Below are 25,157 nucleotides of genomic sequence, written 5' to 3' on the forward strand. Positions count from 1 at the left end.
CTGCGCAATCGTACTTTGGAATATATCAGACAACCGATGGTTGGGAATATTACCCAAGATAGTTAGAGCTGGTGAAAATCGGGCGAGTGCCGTCTAAGCCGCGTGGGGTCGCGATCAAGTCTGGTGAAAGCCGAACAAAATCAATCCCCAGCGCCGGGATTTCGAAGCCTATCAATCCAGATTCGGAATGTGACACTCAGGGTCTCACTGATGTGGAAGAGCGTTGAGGGTGGCCCATCGGTCGTCGCGCTGGATGATGCTTCCACCAGAGGCTTTTCCCGGCTGCGCGCCTCCCAAGGCAGTTTCGAGCCCGCGCACCCCAAATCGCGCTTGCGAGACGATCTCATCCCGTGCCCTCGGATCGATCCCCTCGCGCGCGGCTCGCGTCAAGGCGACTGCCATCTGCCGGACCGGCACGTCGCCGGCAGCAAAGCGGTCGCGTTGCCCTGTGAAGCTGAAGAAGCCCTCGACCTTTTCGTCCCATGCGAGTCCGATCTGCGGCACGCCCAGCGAATAGGCGGCAATGCATGCGTGAAGTCGATGCGCCATAATCACCTGCATCGCTGCAATCGTATCGACGAGCTCCTCCGGCCGGGTAGGGCGCGGCGCCAAGCTGAGCCTGCCTTGGGCGACATGAGGGGCGAGGTCAGGCGCGTCGAGGAGCCGCCGTGCAAACGCCTGGTCCTCCTCGGCGCCATTGCTGAAGAGGTGGACACTGTGACATTCATCGAGCAGAAGCTTGAGAAGTTCCTGATATTCACCCGGATTGCGGAAAGGTATGGTCGACCGGCCCTGTGTTGCATGCCTGTGCAGGATAAGCGGGTCGGTCACACAGAGACCAATGGCCAATCCGGTCCGCGCGGGTTCACGTAAAGGGTGTCTCGCCATGAGATCGACGGCCAGAAGACCGGGATCGGGCACGATTTCGGCGTGCGGCCCGGCGGGAAAATGTCGAGCCCAGTTCCTGGCCGCGATGCGGTCGCGAACGGAGACATGAACCAAACGCACCAGTTCGAGCTTGCGAAACAGCTCGTCGGCGCGCGGCGACCATTGGCGTCCAACCCCGACCGCATAAATCGCGAGCGGCTTTGCGCTGCGCCTCACACAATCGAGAACGGTCGCGACTTTCAGGGGAAAGTTCAGGTCATCGTCCTGAAAGAGATTGCCGCCGCCGATCACCACGGCGTCGGCGTCGTCTATCAACACCTGCCAACGATCGCGCAAGTTCACAAGCTTTGCGGCAAGCCCGTGTGAAACCGCGGCGCGCCGGAGAAAGGAGGGAAGCCTATGAAGGACCCGGAGGAACAGACGCCGCCTGGCATTGTTGCTCTCTCCGAAAGCGGCCCGTCCTGCAAGATCTATGGTCTCGACGGTGAGATTGTTGGATCCGCGCATCAGTTCGCCCTCGAGACATTGCGCCAACAGGCCGTCTCCGAGGTTCGCACTGTATTTGACGTTAAAGACCAGGACCTTCATGAAGGGCTTCCCAAATGTCGCCGTCCCGCCGCGCCGGCAGGGTGCGCCCGAACGGCCTGTATCGTCGTGGCGCGGGGATAGGTGAGTGCGGAGATGCTTCCGGCGAGGATGTAGAATGTTAGGCCGAGATCGTAGACCGTGCCTGAAACGAGTGATGTCGTCAGGCCCGCGACCAAGCCGGCTTTTGCCGCGCGCACCAACGACGCCGTTTCCCCGTTCCCTTCCGAAGCCCGCGGCATTCGGGACCCGAGCGTGGCGGCGACAAAGAGGCAAAATGCCGTCGTTCCCAAAATCCCGACATTCGAGAGGAGCACCAGCAGATAGCTCGATGCGCGAGCGCTTCCGAGCCCGGCGCCAAGTCCGGAAGTGTCCAAAAACGTTTGGTAGGCGGCGGCGTTCCAGGTCATGCGCTCCCGACCTGACTGACTGTCTGCCTTGGAAAACAATATCTCGTCGAGGAACTGTTTGACGGCCTCGGCGGTCGCCGGGAACAGGGATATGATCATCAGAATAACGATCGGGGTCAGCGCGGCCAGGCCGAGGAGAAACGCGGTGCGCCCCGCGCGTCGGGGACCGAGCGCGGATGCGACCGAACGCGACCATAGAAACGGGACGACGACGGCGAGGCCCAGGAGGGCCGTTGCGGACGTGGACAGCACCAACGCGACAAGCAGCGCCGCCGCCATCGGTCCGGTCATGTACGAGCGGATGCGGTCGAGCCAGAGGCTGGCAGTGGCCGCGAAGAGAACCAGCGTGTAATCGGCGAAGGCCGATGCCTCCGGAAAAGCGCCGGAAATCCGCTTGAAGCCACCCTTCTCCGATGCCGTCAACAGCGCATAGTTGGCCGTTCGGACGAATTCCAGGAGTTGCTCCGTACCGGTGAAATAGGTCAGGACATCTGCGACAGCAAAGCCGAGATTGACAGCGCCCACGATCAAGAGAACCTTGACCAGATGTGCGGGCGCGGCGGTCCGGCGGATATACGCGTAGCAAAGGCCGAAACAGGCAAAACCGCCGAGCGCGTAGACCGCTTGCGTTATGTTACTGGAGGAAAAACGGAGCGGCACCTGGGCAATAATGCTGCGGGCACCGACCGAACGCTCGACGGTCAGTACCTCGATGGCGCCTTGGAACAGGCGCGGCAGGAGGATCGCGGTCATTAGCCCGACCATAGTCAGCGCCAAGAGCCAGAACCCCGCCTTTGGCGGAGCGTAGGCAGCGAGCACCGGCCCTTCGCCATAGGCCATCAAGACCCTGGCGCAAAAGAATATCAGAAAGGCGTTGGGCACAAGCACCGACGCGCCCCCAAGGGCAGGCAGGTTGAATGCAGCCGCGGAGCCGAGCGCCGTCGATATGACCATGAACGTAAAGGCCCAATGGACCGGCGCAAACAGGACGCCCAGTCCTACAATCACGGTGATGACGCCGATCGGTTCAAAGTTCATTTGGCCAGGATCCGGTTCGTGCCGGGATCGTAGCAAAGGCCGAAACGCGCGTATTTACGCCCGGGGCTAAGCCTTTCGCATAGCCGCTCGATCCGAATTGGTAGTGTATGGCCGCGACGGGTTTGCGGTAATTTGTTCCCATGTTCTCGCATCCTCACGGCCTCGGGCCCCGACTGGGCCGCCGGTTCCTGATCAGAGAGCTCGCTCCCGGGCTTCTGGCATGCGCACTGGCATCGACTTTCCCCCGCCTGGCGCGGGCAGAAGGGGTTGCGGACAGCGATACCGGCGACGAACTCTCACTCGACAGGATGGAGATGTCTTTCGACGAGAGTTTCGACGCCCTCAGCGTATCCGCCTGGGGGCCCGACACGCGCTGGATAGCGCATACGCCCTGGTCGGGCGATTTCGGCGGTGCGCGCTTTGCCAATCCTGAACACGGATATCCGTTTACCACCGAGGCCGGCATCCTGCGCATCGAGGCAAGGCGCAACGAGGGCAAATGGACTTCCGGCCTCCTTGCCTCGGTCGACCCCAGGGGCAGAGGCTTTGCTCAGCAATACGGATATTTCGAGATGCGGGCGCGGCTGCCGACCGGCGCCGGCGTCTGGCCAGCTTTCTGGCTGATCGGCAAGGACCGGTCGAAGGCGACGGCCGAGATCGACGTGATGGAGTTTTACGGCGACAAGCCGGACGGCTACTCGTCGGTCGTGCATGTGTGGCATCGCGATGGACGTCACGATTCCCAGTACAAGCGCATCGACGCCTTTGTCGCCGGCGATCCGGAAGAATTCCATAGCTATGGCGTCAAGATCGACGCCGAGTTCATCCGGATGTACTTCGACCATCGCCTGGTCTGGAAGGCAAGCACGCGTCCCGAGCATCGCCAGCCGATGTTCATCCTGCTCAACCTCGCCCTAGTAGAGGCAACCGCGGACGATGCACCCGACCCCTCCTACATGTATGTGGACTACGTCCGCGTCTACCGCTTCCATTGATATCGTAAGATAAATTCATCCAGGCGTTTCCAAGGAGCGCGCGTGTTCCCACGCTCGCAGCTTGTGCCCACTCGGGTTCGAGGTGCGTTGGCGCGGCCGTCCCGTAGAGCGTCCGCCGAAGGAGTAAACTGTCTAACCCTTTTGGCCGCGGGCAAACCTGAGGCTATCCAAATGATCATCTGTTTATTTTTCCTCGCCATGGAATTCTGACAACGGGCGGCACGCTTTGAAGATCGCGCCGTTGTTGCCAGTCGCGTGGGACCACCGCATTCGGCGCTGCGTGGAGACGGGAAGGGACAGGAGATCGCCAATGACGGAGTTGCGTGTTTCCGTGACAGAGGAAAAATTCCCCGCCGCCCGACCGGCGGAGCCGCGCTCCGAAGTGATCATGCATTATGATCGGGACCGCTCGATTCCCTCGATCATTGCAGAGCACGCCGCGGCAAATCCAACGTCGGTCGCTCTGGTCTTTGAGGGGCGCACGATCACCTATGGTGAACTTGAACGACTTTCGGACCGTCTAGCGGCCTATCTCATCCGGGAAGGCGTCCAGAAAGGCGACATCGTCTGCTTGTTCGTGCCGCGGTCGCCGGAAACGATCATGGCCATGCTGGCGATTCTGAAGGCCGGGGCTGCCTACCTGCCGCTGGACACGACTTTCCCCATTGAGCACCTCGACTATGTCATCGGCGAATGCGAGCCGAAGGTCGTTTTCGTCGATCGCGAGACGGTCCGGACGATCCGCTCGGTCCCGAACGCAAGGGGGGCGGTCGTCGATATGTTCGCGCTGCTTCAGAAATTGACTGTCGCCGCGGACGAGATCCGGCCGGAGGTCACCGTTGGCGGCGGCGACATGGCCTATGTCATGTTCACGTCTGGCTCTACCGGCCGACCGAAGGGCGTTGCCATCGCGCACCGCGGTATTGCGCGGCTGGCGCTGGACCAGAACTATATCAAGCTCACTAAAAACGACGTCATGCTGCACGCCGCGACGATCGCATTCGACGCCTCCACCTTCGAGCTCTGGTGCGCCCTGACAAATGGATGCACGCTTGCAATCCTGCCAGACGGCAACTTTTCAGTCGCCCGCCTGCGCGATGTCGTGGGCGAGAATGGCGTCACGGTCGCGCTGTTGACAACAGGGCTCTTCAACCTGCTTGCCGACTACCCCGGTTCGGCCCTGCCGTCATTGCGCCACATGTTCTTCGGCGGCGAAGTCGCCTCTGTCGAACATGTACGGCGCTTTCAGAAAACATGTCCCGACTGCAGGGTGACCAACGCCTACGGGCCCACCGAGATCACCGTTCTCGCCACCACCTTCGACATACCGGCAGGCTTCGACGGCAACGACGTGCCGATTGGTCGGGTCGTGGAGCATACCGGCATTCTGATCGTCGACGAAGAGCTTCGTCCGGTTCCGGCCGGTGTCGAGGGCGAACTGATGCTGACGGGTGACGGCGTTGCCATCGGGTATTTCAAGCGGCCGGAACTGACGGCGGAGCGGTTTGTCACCATCGAAGCGCCGGAGGGGCCTCTTCGAGGTTATTTGACCGGCGACCTGGCCGTCCTGGATGAAAACGGGTCGGCTCGGTTCAAGGGCAGAGTTGATCGACAGATCAAGCTCAACGGCAAGCGCATCGAGCTCGACGAGATCGAGGCCGCGCTCCGGCGCGACCCGCGCCTTGCCGACGGCGTCGTCATTTGCCAGACGCTCGGTCCGCAGAACAAGCGAATCCTCGGCTACATCTGCCCACAGGGCGGCGCGGCCGCAGATGCCGCCGAGTTGGTACGTGGGGTGATGGAGCGGCTGCGCAACGCCTTGCCGGCCTACATGATCCCGAGCGTCGTCACTGTGCTTGACCAGCTCCCGCTGCATCAATCCGGGAAGGTCGACCGATCCAAGCTGCCCCTGCCCGTCGATGCTGCACCAACGGCAACGGTACCGATCACGAACCAGACCGAGGCGGTCCTGCTTGATCTGTGGCGGACTGTTCTCGGTATCCAGGCGGTGGAACTCGATCGCAATTTCTTCGATCTCGGCGGGACCTCGCTTCAGTTGATGCGCATCCATGCAGCGCTCGAAAGCAACCTAGGCCGACCGGTCGACGTCGTCGCGCTCTTCGAGCATCCGACGATCAGCGGGCTGGCGCGCTTTCTCGATGACAGAGCCATTGCCGGCGCGCGGGCAATGTCACCGGCGGAACGAGCCGCGCTTCGGCGCAAGACCATGTCTCAATTTCGCGGGAGTGCTTCATGAGAGCGATTGGCGAAGCAGACGGCGACCTTTCCGGCGTCGCCATCATCGGTATGTCCGGCCGCTTTCCCGGAGCACCTTCGGTAGAAGCCCTGTGGCAGATGATCTGCGAGGGTCGCGATGCATTTTCCAAGCTGAAACCGGATGAGCTCGAAGACGCCTTCACCGACGAGGAGCGCGGTAGCGCCAATTACGTGCCCGCCCGCCCGCAGCTGCCAGACATCGAGCTGTTCGACGCCGAGTTCTTCGGCATGTTTCCCCGGGAGGCGGCAGTCACCGATCCGCAACATCGGTTCTTCCTGGAGATCTGCTGGGAGGCGCTGGAACGCGCCGGCTACGATCCACAGAGATATCCCGGACTTGTCGGCGTATTTGCCGGCGCTTCGATGCCCACCTACCTCATCAACAACGTCCTCGGAGAGCGGGCGAAGGCGGAGGAGTTCACGTCCAACTACCAGATCGGTTGCTTCCAGCAGATCGTCGGGTCCCTGACGGATGCCCTGGCGACCCGGATTGCCTACAAGTTTGACCTGCGCGGGCCCGCCATCACCATTCAGTCGGCCTGCTCGACGTCACTGCTGGCGGTATCGCAGGCCTGCCAGAACCTGTTGACCTACAGTTGCGACATGGCGCTCGCCGGTGGCGTGTCGATCACAGTGCCGCAGCGGCGCGGCTATTTCTATCAGGAGGGCGGCATGGTGTCGCCCGATGGAATTTGCCGTCCCTTCGACGAACGGGCCGCCGGGACGGTCTTTGGCAGCGGCGCGGCCGTCGTACTTCTAAAGCGGGTGGAGGATGCGCTTCGTGACGGCGACCAAATCTTCGCGGTGATCCGCGGCTATGGCGTCAACAACGACGGATCGGAGAAGGTCGGCTTCACAGCGCCGAGCGTGGCTGGCCAGGCCGAGGCCATTGGTGCGGCGCTGGCGGGCGCCGACGTCGATCCCACGACCATCGGCTATGTCGAATGCCACGGCACGGCGACGCCGCTTGGCGATCCCATTGAATTTGCAGGTCTGCGGACGGCCTTTGGCGACACGGGCGAGCGGCGGTGGCCATGCGCACTCGGGTCGGTGAAGGGTACGGTCGGCCATCTCGATGCCGCGGCCGGCGTCACGGGACTCATCAAGGCGGCGTTGGCGCTCCAGCACGCAAAGATTCCTGGTCTGCACAACTTCACGCGCCCCAATCCTCGCATCGAACTCGACGGGAGCCAGTTCTACATTCCCACAAAGATGACCGACTGGCCGGAGGGGAGGGGGCCAAGACGGGCGGGCGTCAGCTCCTTCGGGGTCGGCGGGACCAACGTCCATGTCGTCGTCGAGGAGGCGCCGGTCCACAGGGCGCCGGAGGGCGATCTCGCCCGCGGCCCGTTCATTCTCCCCCTGTCGGCGCGTAACGAAGCGGCGCTGGCGGCGATGCGCCTCAACCTGCGAGACCATCTTCAAAAGATGCCTGATGGCGCATTGGCGAGTGTCGCCCATACGCTTCAGACAGGCCGCCGGGTGTTCGCGCATCGCTCGGCGATCGTCGCCGACAGCGTCGGCGACGCGGTCGAGCGCCTAGGGTCAGAGCGCGTGGCAAGCGCCGTCGCCTCCGATCGCCCGCCCATCGTCTTCATGTTCCCGGGACAGGGCTCGCAATATGTCGGAATGGGCGCCGTGCTTTACGAGCGTGAGCCGGAATTCACGCGCTGGATCGATCGCGGCACCGAATTGCTGCGTGCGTCCCTCAAGACCGACCTACGCGATTTCATCTGTCATGCCGGCGCAGTCTCGCAGGCGATGGCAGATGAGCAGCGCGAGACGCGGATTGCCCAACCCTGCCTGTATCTGGTCGAATACGCGCTGGCCCGGTTGTGGATGAGCAGGGGGCTCAAGCCAAGTGCGATGATCGGACATAGCGTCGGCGAGTTCGTTGCCGCGACGCTCGCCAATGTCATCTCCTTCGAGGATGGCCTGCGCCTGGTGGCCGCCCGCGGTCGTCTCATGCAGGCGCAGCCGCAGGGCGCGATGGTCTCCGTGCGCGCGGACGTCGAGACAGTGACGACGCACCTGAGCGACGATGTGGAGATCGCTGCGATAAATGCGCCCAAGCTCTGCGTCATTTCCGGGACTTTCGCCGGCGTCGACGCGACCTGCGCGACCCTTGAGGCATCCGGGGTCGCCTACAGCCGCTTGCACACCTCGCATGCCTTCCATTCCGCGATGATGGACGGAGTGACCGACGCACTGCGCGAGGAAACCGCCAAGGTCACCTACGGAACGGCGAACCTGCCATATATCTCCTGTGTCAGCGGCAGCTGGCAAACAGGAGATCAGGGCACGTCGCCGGACTATTGGGCGCGTCATTGCCGCGAGGCGGTGCGGTTTTCGCAGGGCCTCGAAACGCTGAGCCGGGATCAGAAGCCGGTGCTGCTCGAGGTCGGCCCAGGGCGCACCCTCTCGGTCTTTGCCGCGCAGACACTGAGCCGTGACGCCACCCATGCGATCGTGCAGTCGCTGCCGGAACACGATCGCGCCCATGCCGCGAGCGAGACGCTTGCCGAGGCGCATGGCAAGCTCTGGATGGCGGGCTGCGATCTCAACTGGCCGGAAAAACCCGGGGCGCAGCCGGAAAAGCTGCTTCTGCCGACCTATCCATTCCAGCGTCAGCGGCACTGGATCGATGCACCGCCATCGGTCCGGCGCGCCGGCGACCGCGCCCCGGCGGCATCAGCACAGACTGCCGAGACACCTGCATCCATTGTGGAAGCCACATCGACCGAGGGAAATCCAACCATGGAAGTCGTCAAACCAGTACCCGCGGCCAGCCGCGCTCCGAAGCTCGAAGCCTCGTTGTTGACCGTCTTGGCCGACATGTCCGGTGAGGCGCTCGGGGCAGGGGAGTCGACTGCGACCTTCCTGGAGCTGGGTTTGGATTCCCTGTTCATCGGACAGTTCGCGCAGCGGATCGAGAAGGATTACAAGATTAAACTCTCCTTCCGCGAATTGCTGAGCAATATCCCAACTGTCCGTGATCTGGCGCGCCACCTTGACGAGCAACTGCCGCCAGAACCGGAAACATCGACCCAACCGGTGGTCGCGGAACCCGCCACTGCCGCGCCGATCACCATGCCACCGCCGGCGTTGTCCGCTCCGACTGCCGTTTTCAGCGCACCGACGGCGAGCGTGCAACCCGCGAGCGCAAGTGGTCTTGAAGGGATCATGCAGTCGCAGCTTCTGATGGTGCAGTCGATCCTCTCGCAGCAGCTCCAGGTCTTGCAGGCGGGTACCGCGGAGCGCTCACTGTCCCCGGCAGCACCCGTTGTCACGACGGTTCAGCCTATGCCTGTGCCAGAGCTGCAGCCGGCGCCGTCGACGCCGGAAGCCGCACGGACCGTGGGCGATGGCGATGTCGGCGCGCAGCGTATCAAGCTTTACAGCCCAGGTACCAAGAGCGCGGCTTCCGAGATGACGCCCGAGAAGCAAGCCTTCGTGACCGAGCTGATCGCTGCCTATGGCGCGCGCAATCCAAAATCGAAGAGCTTCACGGACCGGAACCGGCGATGGCTTGCCGATCCGCGCACGGCCGCCGGTTTCCGGCAGGACTGGAAGGAGATCGTTTTCCCGATCGTGTCCGATCGGTCGAGGGCTTCCCGCATCTGGGACATCGATGGCAACGAATACATCGACTTGGTCAACGGCATGGGGCAGACGGCCTTCGGCCATGCGCCCGACTTCGTGGCCGAGGCGATCAAGTCCCAGGTGGATGCGGGTTTCGCCATCGGTCCGCAGACGCCGCTTGCCGGCGAGGTCGCCGAGCTGGTTGCGGCGATGACCGGACATGAGCGCGTGACCTTCTGCAACACCGGATCGGAAGCGGTGATGGCCGCGATGCGCGTCGCCCGCACGGTCACCGGCCGTGACCGGATCGTCGTTTTCGGCAACGACTATCACGGCCAGTTCGACGAGGTTCTGGTCAAGGGAAGGAATCGCGGTGGTACACCTGTCGCGCTGCCGGTTGCGGCGGGGATTCCGGCGGCCTCCGTCACCAACATGACCGTGCTGCGCTATGGCGACGCCGAGAGCCTCGACTGGATTCGCGCAAATGCCGGAGAAATTGCAGCGGTCATCATCGAACCGGTGCAGAGCAGGCATCCGGAGCTGCGTCCGGAGGCGTTCGTAAGGTCCTTGCGGGAGATAGCAACGACGTCAGAATTCGCGCTCGTCTTCGACGAGGTCGTCACCGGTTTCCGGGTTGATCCCGGCGGCATGCAGGCGATCTGGGGCATCAAGGGCGACATGGCGACCTACGGCAAGGTTGTCGGCGGCGGCATGCCGATCGGCCTTCTGGTCGGCGACAGCCGGTTCATGGATGCGCTCGACGGCGGCCACTGGAACTACGGCGACGATTCCGTGCCGACGACGGCACCGACCTTTTGCGCGGGGACATTCGTTCGCCATCCGGTGGTCCTCGCTGCGGCCCGTGCCGTGCTCCAGCATATCAAGGGCGACGGCGCCGCGCTGTATGGACGGGTGGCCGAACGCACCGAGGGGCTGGTGGCCGAGGTCAACGCCGACCTTGCGCGGCGCGGCATCCCCAATGTCGTACAAAGCTACAAGAGCTGGTTCGTCACCGATTTCGGCAGGGACGATCCGCTGGGCGCGTTGATTTATGCCAAGATGCGCATGCTCGGCATTCACATCCAGGACGGGTACCCTTGCTTCCTCACGACGGCCCATAGCGAAGCGGATTTCCAAGCGATCGCTGCCGCGTTCCGTGAAAGCCTTGATGCTTTTCAGGCAGTCGGCATTTTCGGTACGCCTTCCGCGGAGGTGGCCTCCCCACCGCAGACGTCGATCCCGCGGGCTGCCCGCGTTTCGACGGCTCCTTTGACGGAGGCCCAGAAGGAGATCTGGCTGGCGGCGCAAGCCGGGGACGGCGCCTCATGCGCGTTCAACGAATCCTTCACGATGACAATCGATGGGCCGCTTGACGAAGACAAGCTTCGCCAAGCCCTCAAGACCGTTGTCGCGCGGCACGACGCCCTGCAGATCCGGTTCGGCAGAGCGGGAGACCATTTCGAGTTCATCCCTGATTTCGATCTCGATGTCGGCGGCGCCGATCTCCTCGGGGATACCGATCGTGAAGCGCTGTTCGCCCGGTTCGTCGAAGACGAGGCACGCACACCCTTCGATCTGGCCGAAGGTCCGCTCGCCCGTGCATGCATACTGCGCATGGAACCTCAGAGCCACCGGCTGGTGTTCACCGCTCATCACATCGTGTGCGACGGCTGGTCGGTCAATGTTCTCGTCGAGGAACTGGCGAGCGCCTATTCCGCCCTCGTCCGTGGCGCGACCCCAGATCTGCCCGCGGCCCTGTCCTACGCGACCTATGCCACGGAACTTGCTCCAAAGACGGAAATGTCGAACGCGACCGAGCGCTTCTGGCTCGATCAGTTTGCCGAGGTCCCGGACCTTCCGGACCTGCCGCTCGATCGTCCTCGGCCCGAGCGGCGGAATTTTTCCGGCGGTACCGTGCATGGACAGATTGGAGCCGACGCCTACAAGGCTCTGAAGAAAGCTGGAGCCAGGGCCGGCGCCACGTTGTTCTCGACTCTGCTTGCAGCTCTTCAGGTGGTGATCGCCCGTCTTTCCGGGCAGGACGACATCGTCGTCGCCGTACCCTCGGCCGGCCAGAGCCTGCTCGGCGGCCAGACGCTCGTAGGTCATTGCGTCAACCTGCTGCCGCTGCGCCAGCGGGTGGATGCAGGCATGCGGTTCGACGCACACCTGAAAGCCACGCAACAACTCGTGATCAATGCCTTCGAGCATCAGGACTACACCTATGGCACCCTGGTGCGGAAGCTCAACATCAAGCGCGACATGCACCGCCTGCCGTTGACCGAGATCCAGTTCAACCTGGAGAGAGTGCCGGAAAATCTGCACTTCGGTGGCCTTGAGACGCGGATCGCCTCGAACGGTAAGGCCTTTTCCAACTTCGACATGTTCTTCAACCTGACCGAGGGCCCGCAGGGCGTGCGCATCGACGTCGATTATAATGCCGAAGTCTTCGATAGAGCTACGGTCGAACGTTGGATCGGCCATCTCGTCACCCTTGTCGAGGCGCTTGCCGAGGACATAGCCAAGCCGATCGACGAGCTTCCGTTGATGCGCGCGAGCGAGAAAAACTGGCTGGTCCACACGCTCAACGACAGCGCGGCGGACTATGACCGCGACGCCTTCGTATTCTCGCTGTTTGCGGATAAGGTGAAGGCCCAGCCGCATGCAGTCGCCGTCGAGCACGACGGTCAGGCCCTGACCTACACCGAACTCGATCGCCGTTCCGACCAACTCGCTGCCTATATCCAAAAGGTAGTGCCCAACCCCGGTCTGAGGATCGCCGTTCTGGTCGAGCGCTCGCTCGAGATGGTCGTTGCGTTGCTCGCCATCATGAAATCCGGGCATGCTTATGTGCCGCTCGATCCAGCGCACCCGGAAAACCGGCTCACCCAGACGCTTGAGATCGCACGCGTGGCGGCCATCATATGCGATAGCGAAAAGTCCGCGGGGCTCGCAGGACCTCAGCTCCCAGCCATTCGGCTGGACACCGACGCCGACGCCATCGCCGCCGTCCGAAGGGCACCAAAGCTGCCCGCCGACACGGCGGCGGCCGCCTATGTCATCTTCACGTCGGGTTCCACAGGGGCACCCAAAGGGGTGGAAGTGTCGCACAGGGCGCTGGTCAACTTCCTGGTGTCGATGGAGAAGGAACCGGGTCTGACCGACCGCGACACCATCGTCGCCGTGACGACGATCTCCTTCGATATCGCAGGCCTGGAGTTGTATCTACCGCTGATCACCGGGGGGCGCGTCGTTCTGGCGGGCCGCCAGGCGGTGCGGGACGGCTTCGCGCTCGTACGCCTCGTCGAGCAGTGCAATGCCACCGTGCTCCAGGCGACGCCGACGCTGTGGCAGATGCTTGTGGAAGCGGGCCTCAAGCGCCCCGGTCTCAAGATGCTTTGTGGCGGCGAGCCGCTGCCGAAGGCGCTGGCCGAAACCTTGCTCGCCACGGGCGGCGAACTCTGGAACATGTACGGACCGACGGAGACGACGATCTGGTCCTCCGTCGGGAAGGTCGACACCGTCGACAGGCCGATCACGATCGGTCACCCGATTGCCAACACGCAGCTTCATATTCTCGACCAAACCGGCCGTATTGCGGCGATCGGAATTACGGGAGAGTTGCACATCGGCGGCGAGGGATTGGCGAACGGTTACTTTGATCGTCCCGACCTCACGGAAAAAGCCTTTGTCGAGATCGACATCGGTACCGGCGCGTCACAGCGCTTGTATCGGACGGGTGACGTCGGCAGGCGGCTTGCCGATGGCACCCTGCAATTGCTCGGCCGCCGCGACCAACAGATCAAACTGCGCGGCTTCCGCATCGAACTCGGCGATATCGAGGCCGTCATGGCGCGCGCACCCGGTATTCGCCAATGCGCTGTCGTTGCGGCGCAAAACGGCCGGGGAGAAAAGCACCTCGTCTGCTACCTCGTGGCCGAGGAAGGCGGCAGCCCCCCGAGCAACGCGCAACTCTCTTCCCATGCGGAATCCAACCTTCCTGCCCACATGGTTCCGACCTTCTGGGCATTCGATGAGGCGCTCCCGCAGACGGCCAACGGCAAGTTGGACCGGAAGGCGCTGGAGCAACGGGGCTTGCCGCAGCGCGCAGCGACCGTGATTCGGGTGCCTCCCCGTACGCCGATGGAGGAGCGGCTCTGCACCATCTGGCGCGAGGTGCTGAACTCCGACGATATTGGCGTCGAGGACAATCTCTACGCGCTTGGCGCCGACTCTCTCGTCATCTTCCGCATCGCTGCGCGCATGCTGGACAGCGGCCTCGAACTCGAGGCGAAGCATTTGATGATGCATCCCTCGGTGGCGGAACTCGCGGCCTTCGCCGAGGCGCGCAACGAAGTTGATGCGACGCTGCCCCATCCGAATGTTCCCTCGTTAAGGGATTTCCGCAATGGCGCGCGCCGCCCCATCGAACAGGTGACACGGGCATGAAGGAAACGAACCAGGCAGCTCCAACAGCCGCACCGACGGTCGTCGCCGAATTTCCCTGCTCGCAGACACAATTGCGCTGCTGGATCCTCGATCAGATGAAGCCCGGCAATCCCGCGCTCAACGTCGCGGTGCGTTGGGAGGTGCGTGGCGCGATCCGCTCGTCGACGATTGAGGCGGCGTTCCGCACCGTCATCCAGCGTCACGAGATCCTGCGCACCCGTTTCGTCGAAGTTGGCGGCCGTCCGTGCCAGCAGGTCGTCGACCAGGTCGATTTCCGTATGTCGGTGATCGATCTCAGGAACGTGCCGGCCGATCAGCGCGAGGCCCGCATCCTTTCGATCGGCGAGGAGACGGCGCGCGCGCCGTTCGACCTCAGTCAGCCTTGCCTTTTCCGCGTCTCGCTGCTGATGGTGGAGAACGACCGCGCCTTCCTGCTGATCACCGCCCACCAGAGTTGTTTCGACGGTTGGTCGATCCGTGTGCTTGGGCGGGAGGTCGGCGAGATCTCGGCGGCGATCGACGCCGGGCGGACGCCTGCCCTCCCGGAATTGCCATTGCAGTATGGCGACTTCTCGCTCTGGCAGAGCGAGTATCTGAAAAGCTATGGATTCGAGGCGGAGAAGGAGTTCTGGCGTCAGCGTCTCGAAGGCGCGCCCTATTTCGAGGTCGTGCCAGACCATCCGAGAGGACCCGTCAAGACGACACGTGGCTCCATTCTGTCCGTCGCGAAACCGGTCGAGTTCAGCGAGCGCATCGATGCCGCCGCGCGGCAGCATCGCGTTTCCCTCTACAGTTTCGGTGCTGCCGTGGTAAGCGCGCTGCTCCATCGCTACGCCGTTGCCGACAAGGTCCTCTTCGGCTCCCAGGTGGCCGGGCGCGACGACACCGATCTGGAAAACCTGATTGGCGTTTTCATCAACAACATCGTGTTGCGCTTCGATTTTTCCGGTGACATGACTTTTGCCGACCACCTGCGCTCGGCAAGCGAGATCGTGACGGCGGCGCTCAATAATCACCGCATGCCGTTCAACAAGCTCGTCGAGATGGTCAACCCGGTGCGAGATCCCTCGCGCAATCCACTCATTTCCGTCAACTTCAATCTCCAGAAGGCGTTTCTCGAGGACCAGCGCTATGGCGGCCTCGAACTCATCAGCGCGCCGTCGCAGTCGCCGGGCGTAATCTACGACCTCAGCTTCATGATGATCGGCCGCCCAAGCGGCTGGCGCATGTCGATCGAATACAATGTCGACCTCTTCGAGCGACGCACCATCGAAGGCTTGCTCGATCTCTGGCAACAGGTCTACGAGGTCGCGCTGGAGCACCCCTCCGCATTGCTGTCCTCGTTGACGATGCCTGAACGGGAGATATTCCCGCAGTCGAAACTCCTTCCGTTGGTCGCGGTCGCGGAGCAAATCCTCTCCGGCCATCCCTCGGTTGCTGCCGCGGCCGTGGTGCCAACCGACGACGGCAAGGGCAGCTACGCCTTCGTGACGCCTGCTCCGAGCCTGATCGAGCCGCTCGACCGACTGCCCGAGACGCTCATGTCCTATCTCCGGTCGCAGCTGGCGACCCCAGCGATGCCGCAAGGCATCAGTGTGCTCCTGAACCTGCCGCGCAAGGCCGACGGCACGGTTGATCGTGATGCGCTAACGGTTCCCGTCAAATCCGCGCCGACGGTGCAGGTCGCGCCCGCCGCGGGGAGGATCGGCATGCCGGTGGGCGAAAGGACGAAGGCGCTCGCGGCCATCTGGTCGGATGTGCTCGATGTCCCGGAAATAGGGCCCGGCGACAACTTCTTTTTGCTCGGCGGCCACTCGCTGCTCGCCTTGCGCATGTTGTCGGCGGTGCGTTCGAAGCTCGGCCGGAAAGCGGACCTGGAACTGCTATTCAAGGAACCGACCTTTGGCGGTTTTGCCGCTGCGATCTTCGACGGGGCCGACGATGGCGATGCGGCAACGAAAGACGACAATCCCTGGACCGTCACCCTCTGCCGAGAGGGCACGGGCCCGTGCTCGCTCTACACTCTGAACCACCCTTTTCTCTATTATCGGCTCGCCAATGAACTCGACGGCGCTGTGTCGGTCTACAACGCCAACATGTTCAGCGGAGATCTCGACGGAAGGCTTGCGTCGATGTCCTTCGAGGACATTGCACGCCGCGTCGTCGACCGGATGGATGCCGATATTGTCAAGGGACCGATTGCCATCATGGGGCTCTGCGTCAACGGCGTGCTTGCCATGGAAGTTGCCAGGCAGCTACGTGAGCGCGGCGCGGACTTGCGCTTCACTGCGGTGATAGACGCTTGGGCACCCGGGTTCGTGCGCTCCCAACCGAAGCTGCGCCGACTGCGCTGGAACGGCGAGCGGCGTCTGAAGCGGCTCAGCTATTTCACCCGCAAGCTGTTGGTCGGCCGCATCCGCCTGGTCGACTATCTCCGGGAGTTCAATTTCGGCCTAGGCCTGATGAAACGCATCGGTTTGCAGGCAGGCACCTACTCGGACGAGGAAGAGATCAATGCAAGGGTGACCGACCTGCTCGTCGATGCGGCTCGCAACTATCGTCCTGCGCAGGCGGACGGCAATCCGGTCCTGCTTTTCCGCAGCGAGGCGAACCATCCGCGGGCGCGCAAGCTCCTGTTCGGCTGGGGCGAGGCCGTTGCCCCCGACACGGAGGTCTTCGACCTCGAGGGGTGGCATGAAGACAGTCTCAACAGCAACAGTATCAAAGCACTTGCCGCCATTGCCACACATCGTTTCGGCGGCCGTGGCAATAATTGATCACCGACGTGGAGAGCACCACCATGCGCGATTTGAGCCACCCGCTGCGCATTGGAATCCTCGCGGATGCCGTAGACTTCGAGAACTGGCAACTGATGGTCTTCGACCGCATCATAGCGGACCGCCGCTATGCCCTGACCGCGATCTTGATCGACAGGCCTCGGGGATTGCGGACCGCTCCCTCGACACTCCTGAAGTTGGCCTATGGCTTCGAGGAGAAGACGCTGGGAAGGCAGGCGCCGTACAGCCCCTGCAATTTCGAGGCGCGCAAGCAGCGCATCGTGCCACTTGCACAGGCGACGCCGGGTGCCATACAGGCGCAAATCGCCGAGCTCGGGCTTGACCTCGTCATCCGCATGTCTCCGAACGGAATGCCCGACGATGCCGTCGGGCATTTGCGCTACGGCGAATGGGCGTTCTCGTTTTCGGACCAGAAGGCGAGGGGCTGCGAATGGTTCAGCTATCGCGAGATTGCCCGCAACGCGGCTTGCGTTGATCTCTCCCTCTATGTCCGGTTTGGCGCCGGCGTGGGCGAAATCGCCGCCTCATCCTTCAACATCAAGTTCAGTGCGCTCCGGAACATCAATTTCGTCAAGGAGCGCGCGGCCACCCTGCTGATGCGCGAACTGTCGCGCCTGGCGGATTCGACCGAATTGCGGTCGACGCCGCGCCCATCGCCCGACACCGCGCCGCCGACGACCGGAGAACTCGTCAAATACGTGGGCGGCCTCACCGGCCGACTTGCCGGGCGTGCGTTCAAGGCGGTTCAGAAGAAGACGGGATCGGGATCAGCGGTCTGGACGCTTTACACCGGAAGCGGCCGAATCGACAGTTTCGAGCCGCGCGGCTCGGTCGAAATTCCCTCGACCCGCGATGACATCAGGGCCGATCCATTCCTGCTCGAACACGAGGGCGCCTGCTATCTGTTCTACGAGGCCTATGCCAATGGCGATCGCAAGGCGCATATCGCCGTGGGACGGCTCGACGGCGACCGGCTGGAGCCCATAGGCATTGCCCTCGATTGCCACTATCACCTGTCATACCCCTTCGTCTTTCGCGATGGCGGCGAGATCTTCATGATGCCGGAAACGCACCAATCGAAGCGGATCGAGATCTGGCGCTGCGTGGAGTTCCCGTTGAAGTGGGAGCTGCATTCGACGGCGCTCAACGGCTTGTCGGCGGCCGACAGCGTGCTGACCCGCCACGCCGACCGCTGGTGGCTCTTCACTAACCTGTCGGAATACCACGCCTACGAAGATCACTGCAGCGAGCTGCACATCTTCGAAGTCGACGGGCCGGCGCTATCGCGCATCACGCCGCATCGGCGCAATCCGGTGGTGATCGGCAGTACCTTCGCCCGGAACGCCGGGCGAATCTTCGCGCGCGACGATCGTGTGTTCCGCCCCTCGCAACGCAATGCGCATGGGATCTACGGCTACGGGCTGAATATCATGGAAATCGAGCAACTGGATCTCGACACCTACAGCGAGAAGTGCGTGCGCACGATCGAGCCCGACTTCAAGCCTGGATTGGTGGGCTGCCACCATTTCGATGCGGCAGGCGACCGCTATGTGCTGGATGCGCGATTGACGTCCTGATCTGGAAGACGTCCTCTCTGCGATAGCGCAGGCGCACCGTGTTGCCGATCGTCAGGGCCGCAACGGCGCCATGAAAGTTCTCCGGCGCCATCAGTTCCAGCAGGCTCCAGTTCGATGGTGCGTCCATGTCGCCGTCCAGTCGCTCGAGCCGTGGCGGTTCGGTGGCGCCGACTGTCACGTCAAAGGCATCGAGCGGCAGGGAGAGGCCAGCGCCGTGCGCCTTCACGAAAGCCTCTTTGCGTGTCCAGCAGCGATAGAAGCCCGCGAGATAATGCTCAGCCGGCAAAGCGGCCAGTTCGGCGCACTCGCGAGGCGAGAAGAAATGGGTGGCGACATCTTCCTTCAGCGGCTTGATTTCCTCGATATCGAGGCCGACGGGATAGTGGTCCGACACAGCCAGCATGGCGACATCGGCACTGTGGCTTAGATTGAAGTGCAACTCCGGGACCATCGCCGCGGCGATGCGCGGCTTGCCGAAGGCATTGTAGGCGAGTCCGATGCGTGCCGGCGGGATGTGAAGGTAGCGGCTGAGCACGAGACGCAGCCCGGCACGGCCGACGATGAAGCGATGCCGGTCATGGGCGTGGATGAACCGTGACGCGCGGGCACGATCGACGGCGCTGAGCAGCGGAAGATGCGCCTCGGCCTGCGTCGCCTCGGCCGCGATGCTCCACTGCCAGATGTCGATGGTACTCGGGCCAATGCGCTCGAGGCTAGGTCGCATAGGCCAGTCCCCCCTTTGATGCCGCGCCCTGGCGCCGCATGCGTCTGGCGAGATAGGTCATTACCGCCAGGGGGTAGTTTTCGCCGAGACTCACTCGGCAGGTCCGCTTGAGGATGTCGAGCGATTTCGCGCAGCTGTCGGGCGTATATTCGATCTTCCGCGCAGCCCAGGAATAGGGGTTCATTCTGGGATTGGCGGTGCGTTGCTCAATGATCGGCAGCCAGTTGGTATAGACGTGCCGACTGGAATCGAAGAGACGGTAGACGCCCCGCTTATTCTCGGCGGCGAACGTTTGTGCTTCCTCGGCGGTATCGAAGAGGAGGTGCAGCCCGGCAGCGTTCTCCTGGTCATTGTGCGGGCCCAGCCTGAACCCCGTGCTGTCGAGAATCTCCGCCATCGCATCGTAACGCACCCGCATGCGGCGGATCATAGGATCGAGTTTCTTCAGCTGGACGTTGAGCATGGCGCCCTGGATCTGGCTGGCCTTGAGATTTATGCCGACCATCGATGGTTCGTTGTAATTGTCGAGGTGGCCGCGGAATAGCGCTCCGATATCGTGGTACATGCGTGCGCGGGCAAAGAGACGGTCGTCATCGGTCACGATCGCGCCCCCCTCGCCGATGTTGATGTTCTTGAACTGGTTGAAACTGTAGGCGCCTGCATCGCCGATCGTTCCCACACGCACTCCACGGTAGGTGAGCCCCACTGCCTGACAGGCATCCTCGACCACGATCAGATCGTGCTTTCGCGCGATCCCCAGGATCGCGCTCATGTCGCAAACCATGTTTGCCATGTGCACGGGAACAATCGCCTTTGTCTGTGGGGTAAGCTTGCGCAGAATGTCCGCCGGATCCATCGTCAGGGTCTCGTCGATGTCGACAATGACCGGAACCGCGCCTACGGCGATCGCCGCTGCAGCTGTCGCAATCCAGGTATAGGCCGGAACGAGCACCTCGTCGCCGGGTCCCACGCCGCAGGCTGCGAGCGCGGCGATGAGCGCGCCCGTTCCACTGCTGACCGTCAACGTGTGCCTGACGCCGAATTTCTCCGAGAAGTCAGCTTCGAACCGCGTCAGTGGACTCTTGCCGTCACCGCTGAATCGCGCCAGCTTTCCCGACGCGAAGACAGGTGCAACTGCCAGCCATTCCCTCAACCCTACGCGCGCCATCCCTTGTTCTCCGATCCGCGCCGGTCCCGTCGCCGCCGACCATCGGCGTTCCAGACAAGAGAGACCGCTGCCGCATGCCGGCGCAGTATCAGGGTAGTCGCGCGCGTGTCGCGTTTCAAAATGGACATACGGTCATGGCCTGCTCAAAGTGTGCAGCCCGCGACTATCCGAAATCAGTAGTGCACCTAGACTCCTATCCATATTGGCGGATTTCGGCCCGAGGATGCTTCTGGTACCACCGGAATTCAACGCGCAGGAGTAGGCGCATGTCGATCCACGATCTTCGCACCTTCCCGCCGGGAACCCGCTTCCGGGCGGACATCGCTCTCATCGGTGGCGGCCCCGTGGGCATCACGATTGCTCGCGAGTTGTCCAACAGCCGCTGTCGTGTCCTTCTGATCGAAAGCGGCGGCCCCGATCTCTGCCAGGAGCATCAAGCCCTGAACGCTGTCGAAAATATAGGAGAGCCGATCGGCCGCGCCAGCGCAGAGCCACTTGGCCGCGGCTATAACGGCAGCCTCGCCTGGCTGAACGATGTCGCGCCCTTCGAGTTGCGCAACCGCACGCTCGGGGGCAGCACGCATACCTGGATTGGCAAGTGCGCGAGCTTCGACGAGATCGACTTCGAGCGTCGGCCGTGGCTGCCGGTGTCCGGCTGGCCGATGACACGCGAGGACCTGTCGCCGGCGCTGGCCAGGGCCGCCGACCTGCTCAACCTCGGTCCCAATCTCTATGACGACGGGCTGTATCGCCTGCTGCAGACGCCGCCGGACGGCTTCGATTTTGATGCCGATCTCCTTCGGCCCTTTTTTTGGCAGTTCAGCCATGAACGCGACCGGCGCGGTGAGCCGATGCGTTTCGGCCGGATCGCGCGCGATCTCGATGCGCCGAATGTCGACGTGCTGACGCGCGCCACCGTGACAGCCATCAATCTCGACCGGGATGCCCGACGGGTGGTCTCGCTCGATGTACGCGCGGTCGAGGGCGTCCATGCCACCGTGCAGGCGGCGACCGTGGTGCTTTGCGCAGGCGGCGTCGAGAACGCGCGCTTGCTGCTTGCCTCCAATGCGGTAATGAAATCTGGCATCGGCAATTCCAGAGATGTCGTCGGTCGCTATCTCGCCGACCATCCTCGCGCAGCGATCGCTCGTTTCGTCGGGCCTGATGTCGACAAGGTGGCCAGGCACTTCAATTTCTACGGCCTGTCACATCATGGGCGGCCGCATTTCTATCTGCATGGAATCCGTCTCAGTCCTCATGTGCAGCGGCGCGACGCGCTGGTGAATTGCGCGACCTATCCGGTGCAGGTCCATGCCGCCGGCGATCCCTGGGCGGCGGTGAAACGGCTGGCGCAGGGCGGCAGCACCGGGCTATTCGGCGACCTCGCCACGGCTCTCCGATCGCCCGGCCTGCTGGCTCAGGGCGCTTTCCGCCGCCTCGTGCAAAAGCGCGGAATGCTGCACCGTTGCGACGAGCTTCGCTTCGATGTGATGGCCGAACAGAGACTCGATGCGGACAGCCGCGTTACGCTTTCGGAGCAGCGGGACCTGTTCGGGACCCCGTTGCCGCGCGTGAACTGGAAAATCGGCGCGACGGAGGTCGAGAGCATCAAGCGGCTGGCGCACGGTTTGTCCTCGGAATTCGTCCGCAACGGCTTGCCGGCGCCCCGCTTGGCCGACTGGATCGCCGAGAACGACGAGGGCAAGGCGGTCTTTACCGACATGGCGCATCCCTCCTGTACGACGCGCATGGGCGCCGATCCATCGGTCAGCGTCGTCGACCCCGATGCCATGGTCCATGGCGTCGACGGCCTGTTCATCGCCGGCAGTTCGATCTTTCCGACGCCGGGCCACGCCAACCCGACCTTGATGGTCCTTGCACTGGCGATCCGGCTTGCCGATCACCTGAAGGCCCGCAGTGAACGCCGCTCCGTCGTCGAATTGCGGCGACAGCTCGCCGCTACCGGCAAGTGACGCCCGGCAACGACACGCCCGGGCGAACCCGTTATCCGAGCCGGTAATAGAAGCCCGCGCTCTCGCTTGCGCCCAGTTCCGGATGGGTCTCGATCACGTGGGCAAGCGACGGGATCGTCCAGCGATCGACAAGCGTGTAGCCGAGCTGTTCGATGTCGTGGCGCAGTACGCCTTCGTCGCGCATCTGGTAGGGAACCGTCGCGCGCCCGATACGCTCCAGCGTGATCACCGTTCCTCCCTTGCGCAGCGCCACCTTGTTCAAAATCACGTGTTGCGGGCGGACAGGAAGTTCGGTGATGAGCCGCGACAACTGGACGTCGAGGTATTGCAGGAGGCCCGAGCCCAGGAAGAGCTGTACAGGCCCGGCATCCGCGATGCGCTCCACGAAATGCAACCCGGGGAGATTTTCCCGCTCTGCCCTGCACCGGCCCGCCTGGACGATCGACGGCAGGTCATAGACGACCCATCGGAAGGTGTCGTCGAATTGCATGAGATTGCGGAACGCCCGGTATTTCGTGCCCATGTGGCCGCCCGCATCGACGAGCCCGTCTACCTCCCCGGCGAGCTGGCGCATCCAGAACAGCACGGGATAATCCCAGGGTGCCACCTTGCACATTTGCTCGAACGCGACTTCGGCAATTTCCTCGTGATCGTAGCCGGCGAGGCCGTTCGACCGAGCGGCGGCTATCGCCTCCTCGAATGTCGCGTAGGCGCCGGTGAATCGCTGCGGGAAGGGCGAGAGGTAGCGCAGTCTTCCACCAGCCGCGCGCAACGGTGTGAGCGATTGGTTAAGGCCGCGCATCGCGCGGCGCAACAAGGGATAGGCCGTATTCTTAAGGTCGTTGCCCAGCATTTTTGCTACCTCTGTCGTGACGGGCACTTTGATCAATCCCGTCAATGCCGCCCGAAAGCGAAAATCGGCTTCAGCGCGCCGCCCCACCGCTGGAGGAGCGCCAGCGTCGCCACATAGATGCAGGCGCCGGAGACGACCTGGAGGGTGACCGTCGAGATCTGCCTGAGTGCCGACACCTCGGCAATCCTGCCGAGAAGCAGCACGGTTACCGCCATCGCGACAACAGCGATGGCAACCAGGCCGCAATTGCCGAGCACACGGCTCCAGGCGAGGCCGCCCTGCTGCGATTGAAGACGCATCGAGATGTTAAATGAGATCACCGCCGCAAGGCACTGTCCGAGCGCGGTCGCGATCGCGCCGAATGGTGTCAGCAGCACGATGAGACCCACGGAGATCGCCCCGTTCAGCAATATGGCCCGCGGCATCTTGTGAATGGTGCCGCTCAGCGAAAGCAACGGCTCGGTCACGTATCCCGGAATGAGCAGGGTCTGCTTGGCTGCCAAAATGGCGACGAGAATGGCGGCGGGCGCCCACTTCTCGCCGAGGATGACGTCGATCAGCCCAGCGGACACAAGCGCGAGGCCGAGATAGACAGGAGCAGAGACCGCCATCAGCACGGTCATGAACGTGGTTGCCGTGGAACCGATCGCCGCTCGGTCGGGCTCGCTCTTGGCCTTGTCGCCGGCGCGGCCGAAGACGATCCAGGCCAGCATGCGCGCCGGCTCGCCCATCAATTCGGAAAATGAGGCGACGATCCGCTCCGCGGCGCGATAATAACCGGCCTCTGCAAGACCCAACACGCTGCCGACCACCAGCGTGCCTGCATAGGAGCGGAAGAACAATACGAGGCGGTTCGCGACGATGTGACGGGAAAACTCGAGGACTTCGAGCGCGAAGTCGCTGCAGAGGCGCAGGGAGGGAAGCCAGCGCACGAGAGCTATCGATGCACCAAGGAAAGTTATCTGCTGTGCCAGCCGACCGGAGATGAGTGCCGCGATTCCGTGGCCGATCCACAGCCCGCCGACAGCAACGATAAGTCCGACGGCTTCGCCGGCGATGCGGATCAGGGACTGGCCACGCAATTGACCGCGCGAGATGAGGATGCCGTCGTAGACGGTGGAGAGCGACGCCGGCAAGTACCAGGCGCTGAACAGAAGGATCAGGACGGCCGACCACCCGTCTGCGAACCACGAGACCGCCGCCAGCGCTGCCAATAGGCCGAGCAGTGTCGCCATCGCGCCTGACAGGATCGACAAGGTCGCGAGTTGATCGAGATCGACCTTGTCCGCGCCAGCCTTCATGGCAAATTCGCCCCACCCGCCCTCGGCCATGACGAGGACGAAGATGGCAAGGGACGAACTGAACGCGAAGAACCCGAACTCGGCAGCCTCCAGGACGCGTGCGGCGACGATGAAGATCACGAGCTGTACCGCCTGGGAGATGATTTTGGCGGAGAGCGCCATGAAGCCATCCCCGACCAGGGATGGCAGGCTCACCAATCGCCGCGGGGCGGCCGACAGGGTTCTGAGGCGCATGGCAGCGCTGGAAAACCGGTGCAGCATCATCGCGCGCCGACCGTCCGGCCGTCAGGCCCGCCGTCTGGCATTGCCAGCTCGAGGTGGTCCGACGCGCGATGCCAGCCACAATGGTCTGGAAAAAGCCACGCTGTTGCCGGAATATCACCACATGACAGGTGTCCTGTGACATAGAGGCAGGAGCCGGTTTGCCGTCTGGCGCAGTGTGACGGGTAGGGCAACCGGGACTGGCGCCTGTGAATGGACGGGCAGGCGGAGGCAATCGTCACTCCGTGGACATTTGGCCCGCTGGCAGGAACGGAGGG

The 25,157-nt window shown here is 63.1% G+C and carries 13 protein-coding genes; 7 read left to right on the forward strand and 6 right to left on the reverse strand.

Annotated features, from left to right (window positions below):
* Positions 1-204: 204 nt before the first annotated feature.
* Both ATC00_RS03790 and ATC00_RS03795 read right to left on the reverse strand, forming a co-directional pair.
* Complete coding sequence (locus ATC00_RS03790) at positions 205-1,476, reverse strand: polysaccharide pyruvyl transferase family protein (protein WP_064252003.1); 1,272 nt, start codon at positions 1,474-1,476, stop codon at positions 205-207.
* The gene (locus ATC00_RS03795; protein ID WP_199275540.1) at positions 1,473-2,723 is read right to left on the reverse strand and encodes a hypothetical protein; all 1,251 of its coding nucleotides are present in this window, start codon (positions 2,721-2,723) and stop codon (positions 1,473-1,475) included. Before ATC00_RS03795 ends, ATC00_RS03790 begins: the two co-directional genes overlap by 4 nt.
* A gap of 338 nt (positions 2,724-3,061) precedes the next feature.
* Here ATC00_RS03795 and ATC00_RS03800 point away from each other — a divergent pair, with 338 nt between their 5' ends.
* From ATC00_RS03800 to ATC00_RS03820, 5 genes are all read left to right on the forward strand, one after another.
* Positions 3,062-3,916, forward strand: coding sequence for a glycoside hydrolase family 16 protein (locus ATC00_RS03800; RefSeq protein WP_082912000.1), 855 nt, complete (start codon positions 3,062-3,064; stop codon positions 3,914-3,916).
* Between the two features lie 310 nt (positions 3,917-4,226).
* The gene (locus ATC00_RS03805; protein WP_234782254.1) at positions 4,227-6,173 is read left to right on the forward strand and encodes a non-ribosomal peptide synthetase; all 1,947 of its coding nucleotides are present in this window, start codon (positions 4,227-4,229) and stop codon (positions 6,171-6,173) included.
* Positions 6,170-14,224: a hybrid non-ribosomal peptide synthetase/type I polyketide synthase gene (locus tag ATC00_RS03810; RefSeq protein ID WP_064252005.1), complete on the forward strand. Its 8,055-nt coding sequence runs from the start codon at positions 6,170-6,172 to the stop codon at positions 14,222-14,224. Before ATC00_RS03805 ends, ATC00_RS03810 begins: the two co-directional genes overlap by 4 nt.
* Positions 14,221-17,001: a condensation domain-containing protein gene (locus ATC00_RS03815; RefSeq protein WP_064252006.1), complete on the forward strand. Its 2,781-nt coding sequence runs from the start codon at positions 14,221-14,223 to the stop codon at positions 16,999-17,001. The genes ATC00_RS03810 and ATC00_RS03815 overlap by 4 nt, the downstream gene beginning before the upstream one ends.
* A gap of 23 nt (positions 17,002-17,024) precedes the next feature.
* Complete coding sequence (locus tag ATC00_RS03820; protein ID WP_064252007.1) at positions 17,025-18,599, forward strand: glucosamine inositolphosphorylceramide transferase family protein; 1,575 nt, start codon at positions 17,025-17,027, stop codon at positions 18,597-18,599.
* Here ATC00_RS03820 and ATC00_RS03825 read toward each other — a convergent pair.
* Both ATC00_RS03825 and ATC00_RS03830 read right to left on the reverse strand, forming a co-directional pair.
* Positions 18,520-19,323, reverse strand: coding sequence for a 4'-phosphopantetheinyl transferase family protein (locus tag ATC00_RS03825; RefSeq protein ID WP_064252008.1), 804 nt, complete (start codon positions 19,321-19,323; stop codon positions 18,520-18,522). The genes ATC00_RS03820 and ATC00_RS03825 overlap by 80 nt on opposite strands.
* Positions 19,313-20,491: a DegT/DnrJ/EryC1/StrS family aminotransferase gene (locus ATC00_RS03830; RefSeq protein WP_064252009.1), complete on the reverse strand. Its 1,179-nt coding sequence runs from the start codon at positions 20,489-20,491 to the stop codon at positions 19,313-19,315. Before ATC00_RS03830 ends, ATC00_RS03825 begins: the two co-directional genes overlap by 11 nt.
* A gap of 266 nt (positions 20,492-20,757) precedes the next feature.
* On the opposite strand from ATC00_RS03830, the gene ATC00_RS03835 reads away from it, so the two are divergent.
* The gene (locus tag ATC00_RS03835) at positions 20,758-22,464 is read left to right on the forward strand and encodes a GMC oxidoreductase (RefSeq protein WP_064252010.1); all 1,707 of its coding nucleotides are present in this window, start codon (positions 20,758-20,760) and stop codon (positions 22,462-22,464) included.
* 31 nt (positions 22,465-22,495) lie between these two features.
* On the opposite strand, the gene ATC00_RS03840 is transcribed toward ATC00_RS03835, so the two are convergent.
* Both ATC00_RS03840 and ATC00_RS03845 read right to left on the reverse strand, forming a co-directional pair.
* Positions 22,496-23,317 (reverse strand): methyltransferase, TIGR04325 family, encoded by an 822-nt coding sequence (locus ATC00_RS03840; protein WP_064252011.1) that lies wholly within the window; start codon positions 23,315-23,317, stop codon positions 22,496-22,498.
* 41 nt (positions 23,318-23,358) lie between these two features.
* Positions 23,359-24,780 (reverse strand): oligosaccharide flippase family protein, encoded by a 1,422-nt coding sequence (locus ATC00_RS03845; protein WP_161951897.1) that lies wholly within the window; start codon positions 24,778-24,780, stop codon positions 23,359-23,361.
* Here ATC00_RS03845 and ATC00_RS32475 point away from each other — a divergent pair.
* Positions 24,779-25,021: a hypothetical protein gene (locus ATC00_RS32475; RefSeq protein ID WP_161951898.1), complete on the forward strand. Its 243-nt coding sequence runs from the start codon at positions 24,779-24,781 to the stop codon at positions 25,019-25,021. The two genes, ATC00_RS03845 and ATC00_RS32475, sit on opposite strands and share 2 nt — an antisense overlap.
* The last annotated feature ends 136 nt before the right edge of the window (positions 25,022-25,157 follow it).

It is taken from the genome of Sinorhizobium americanum, from assembly GCF_001651855.1.
In the GTDB taxonomy this organism is placed as follows: domain Bacteria; phylum Pseudomonadota; class Alphaproteobacteria; order Rhizobiales; family Rhizobiaceae; genus Sinorhizobium; species Sinorhizobium americanum.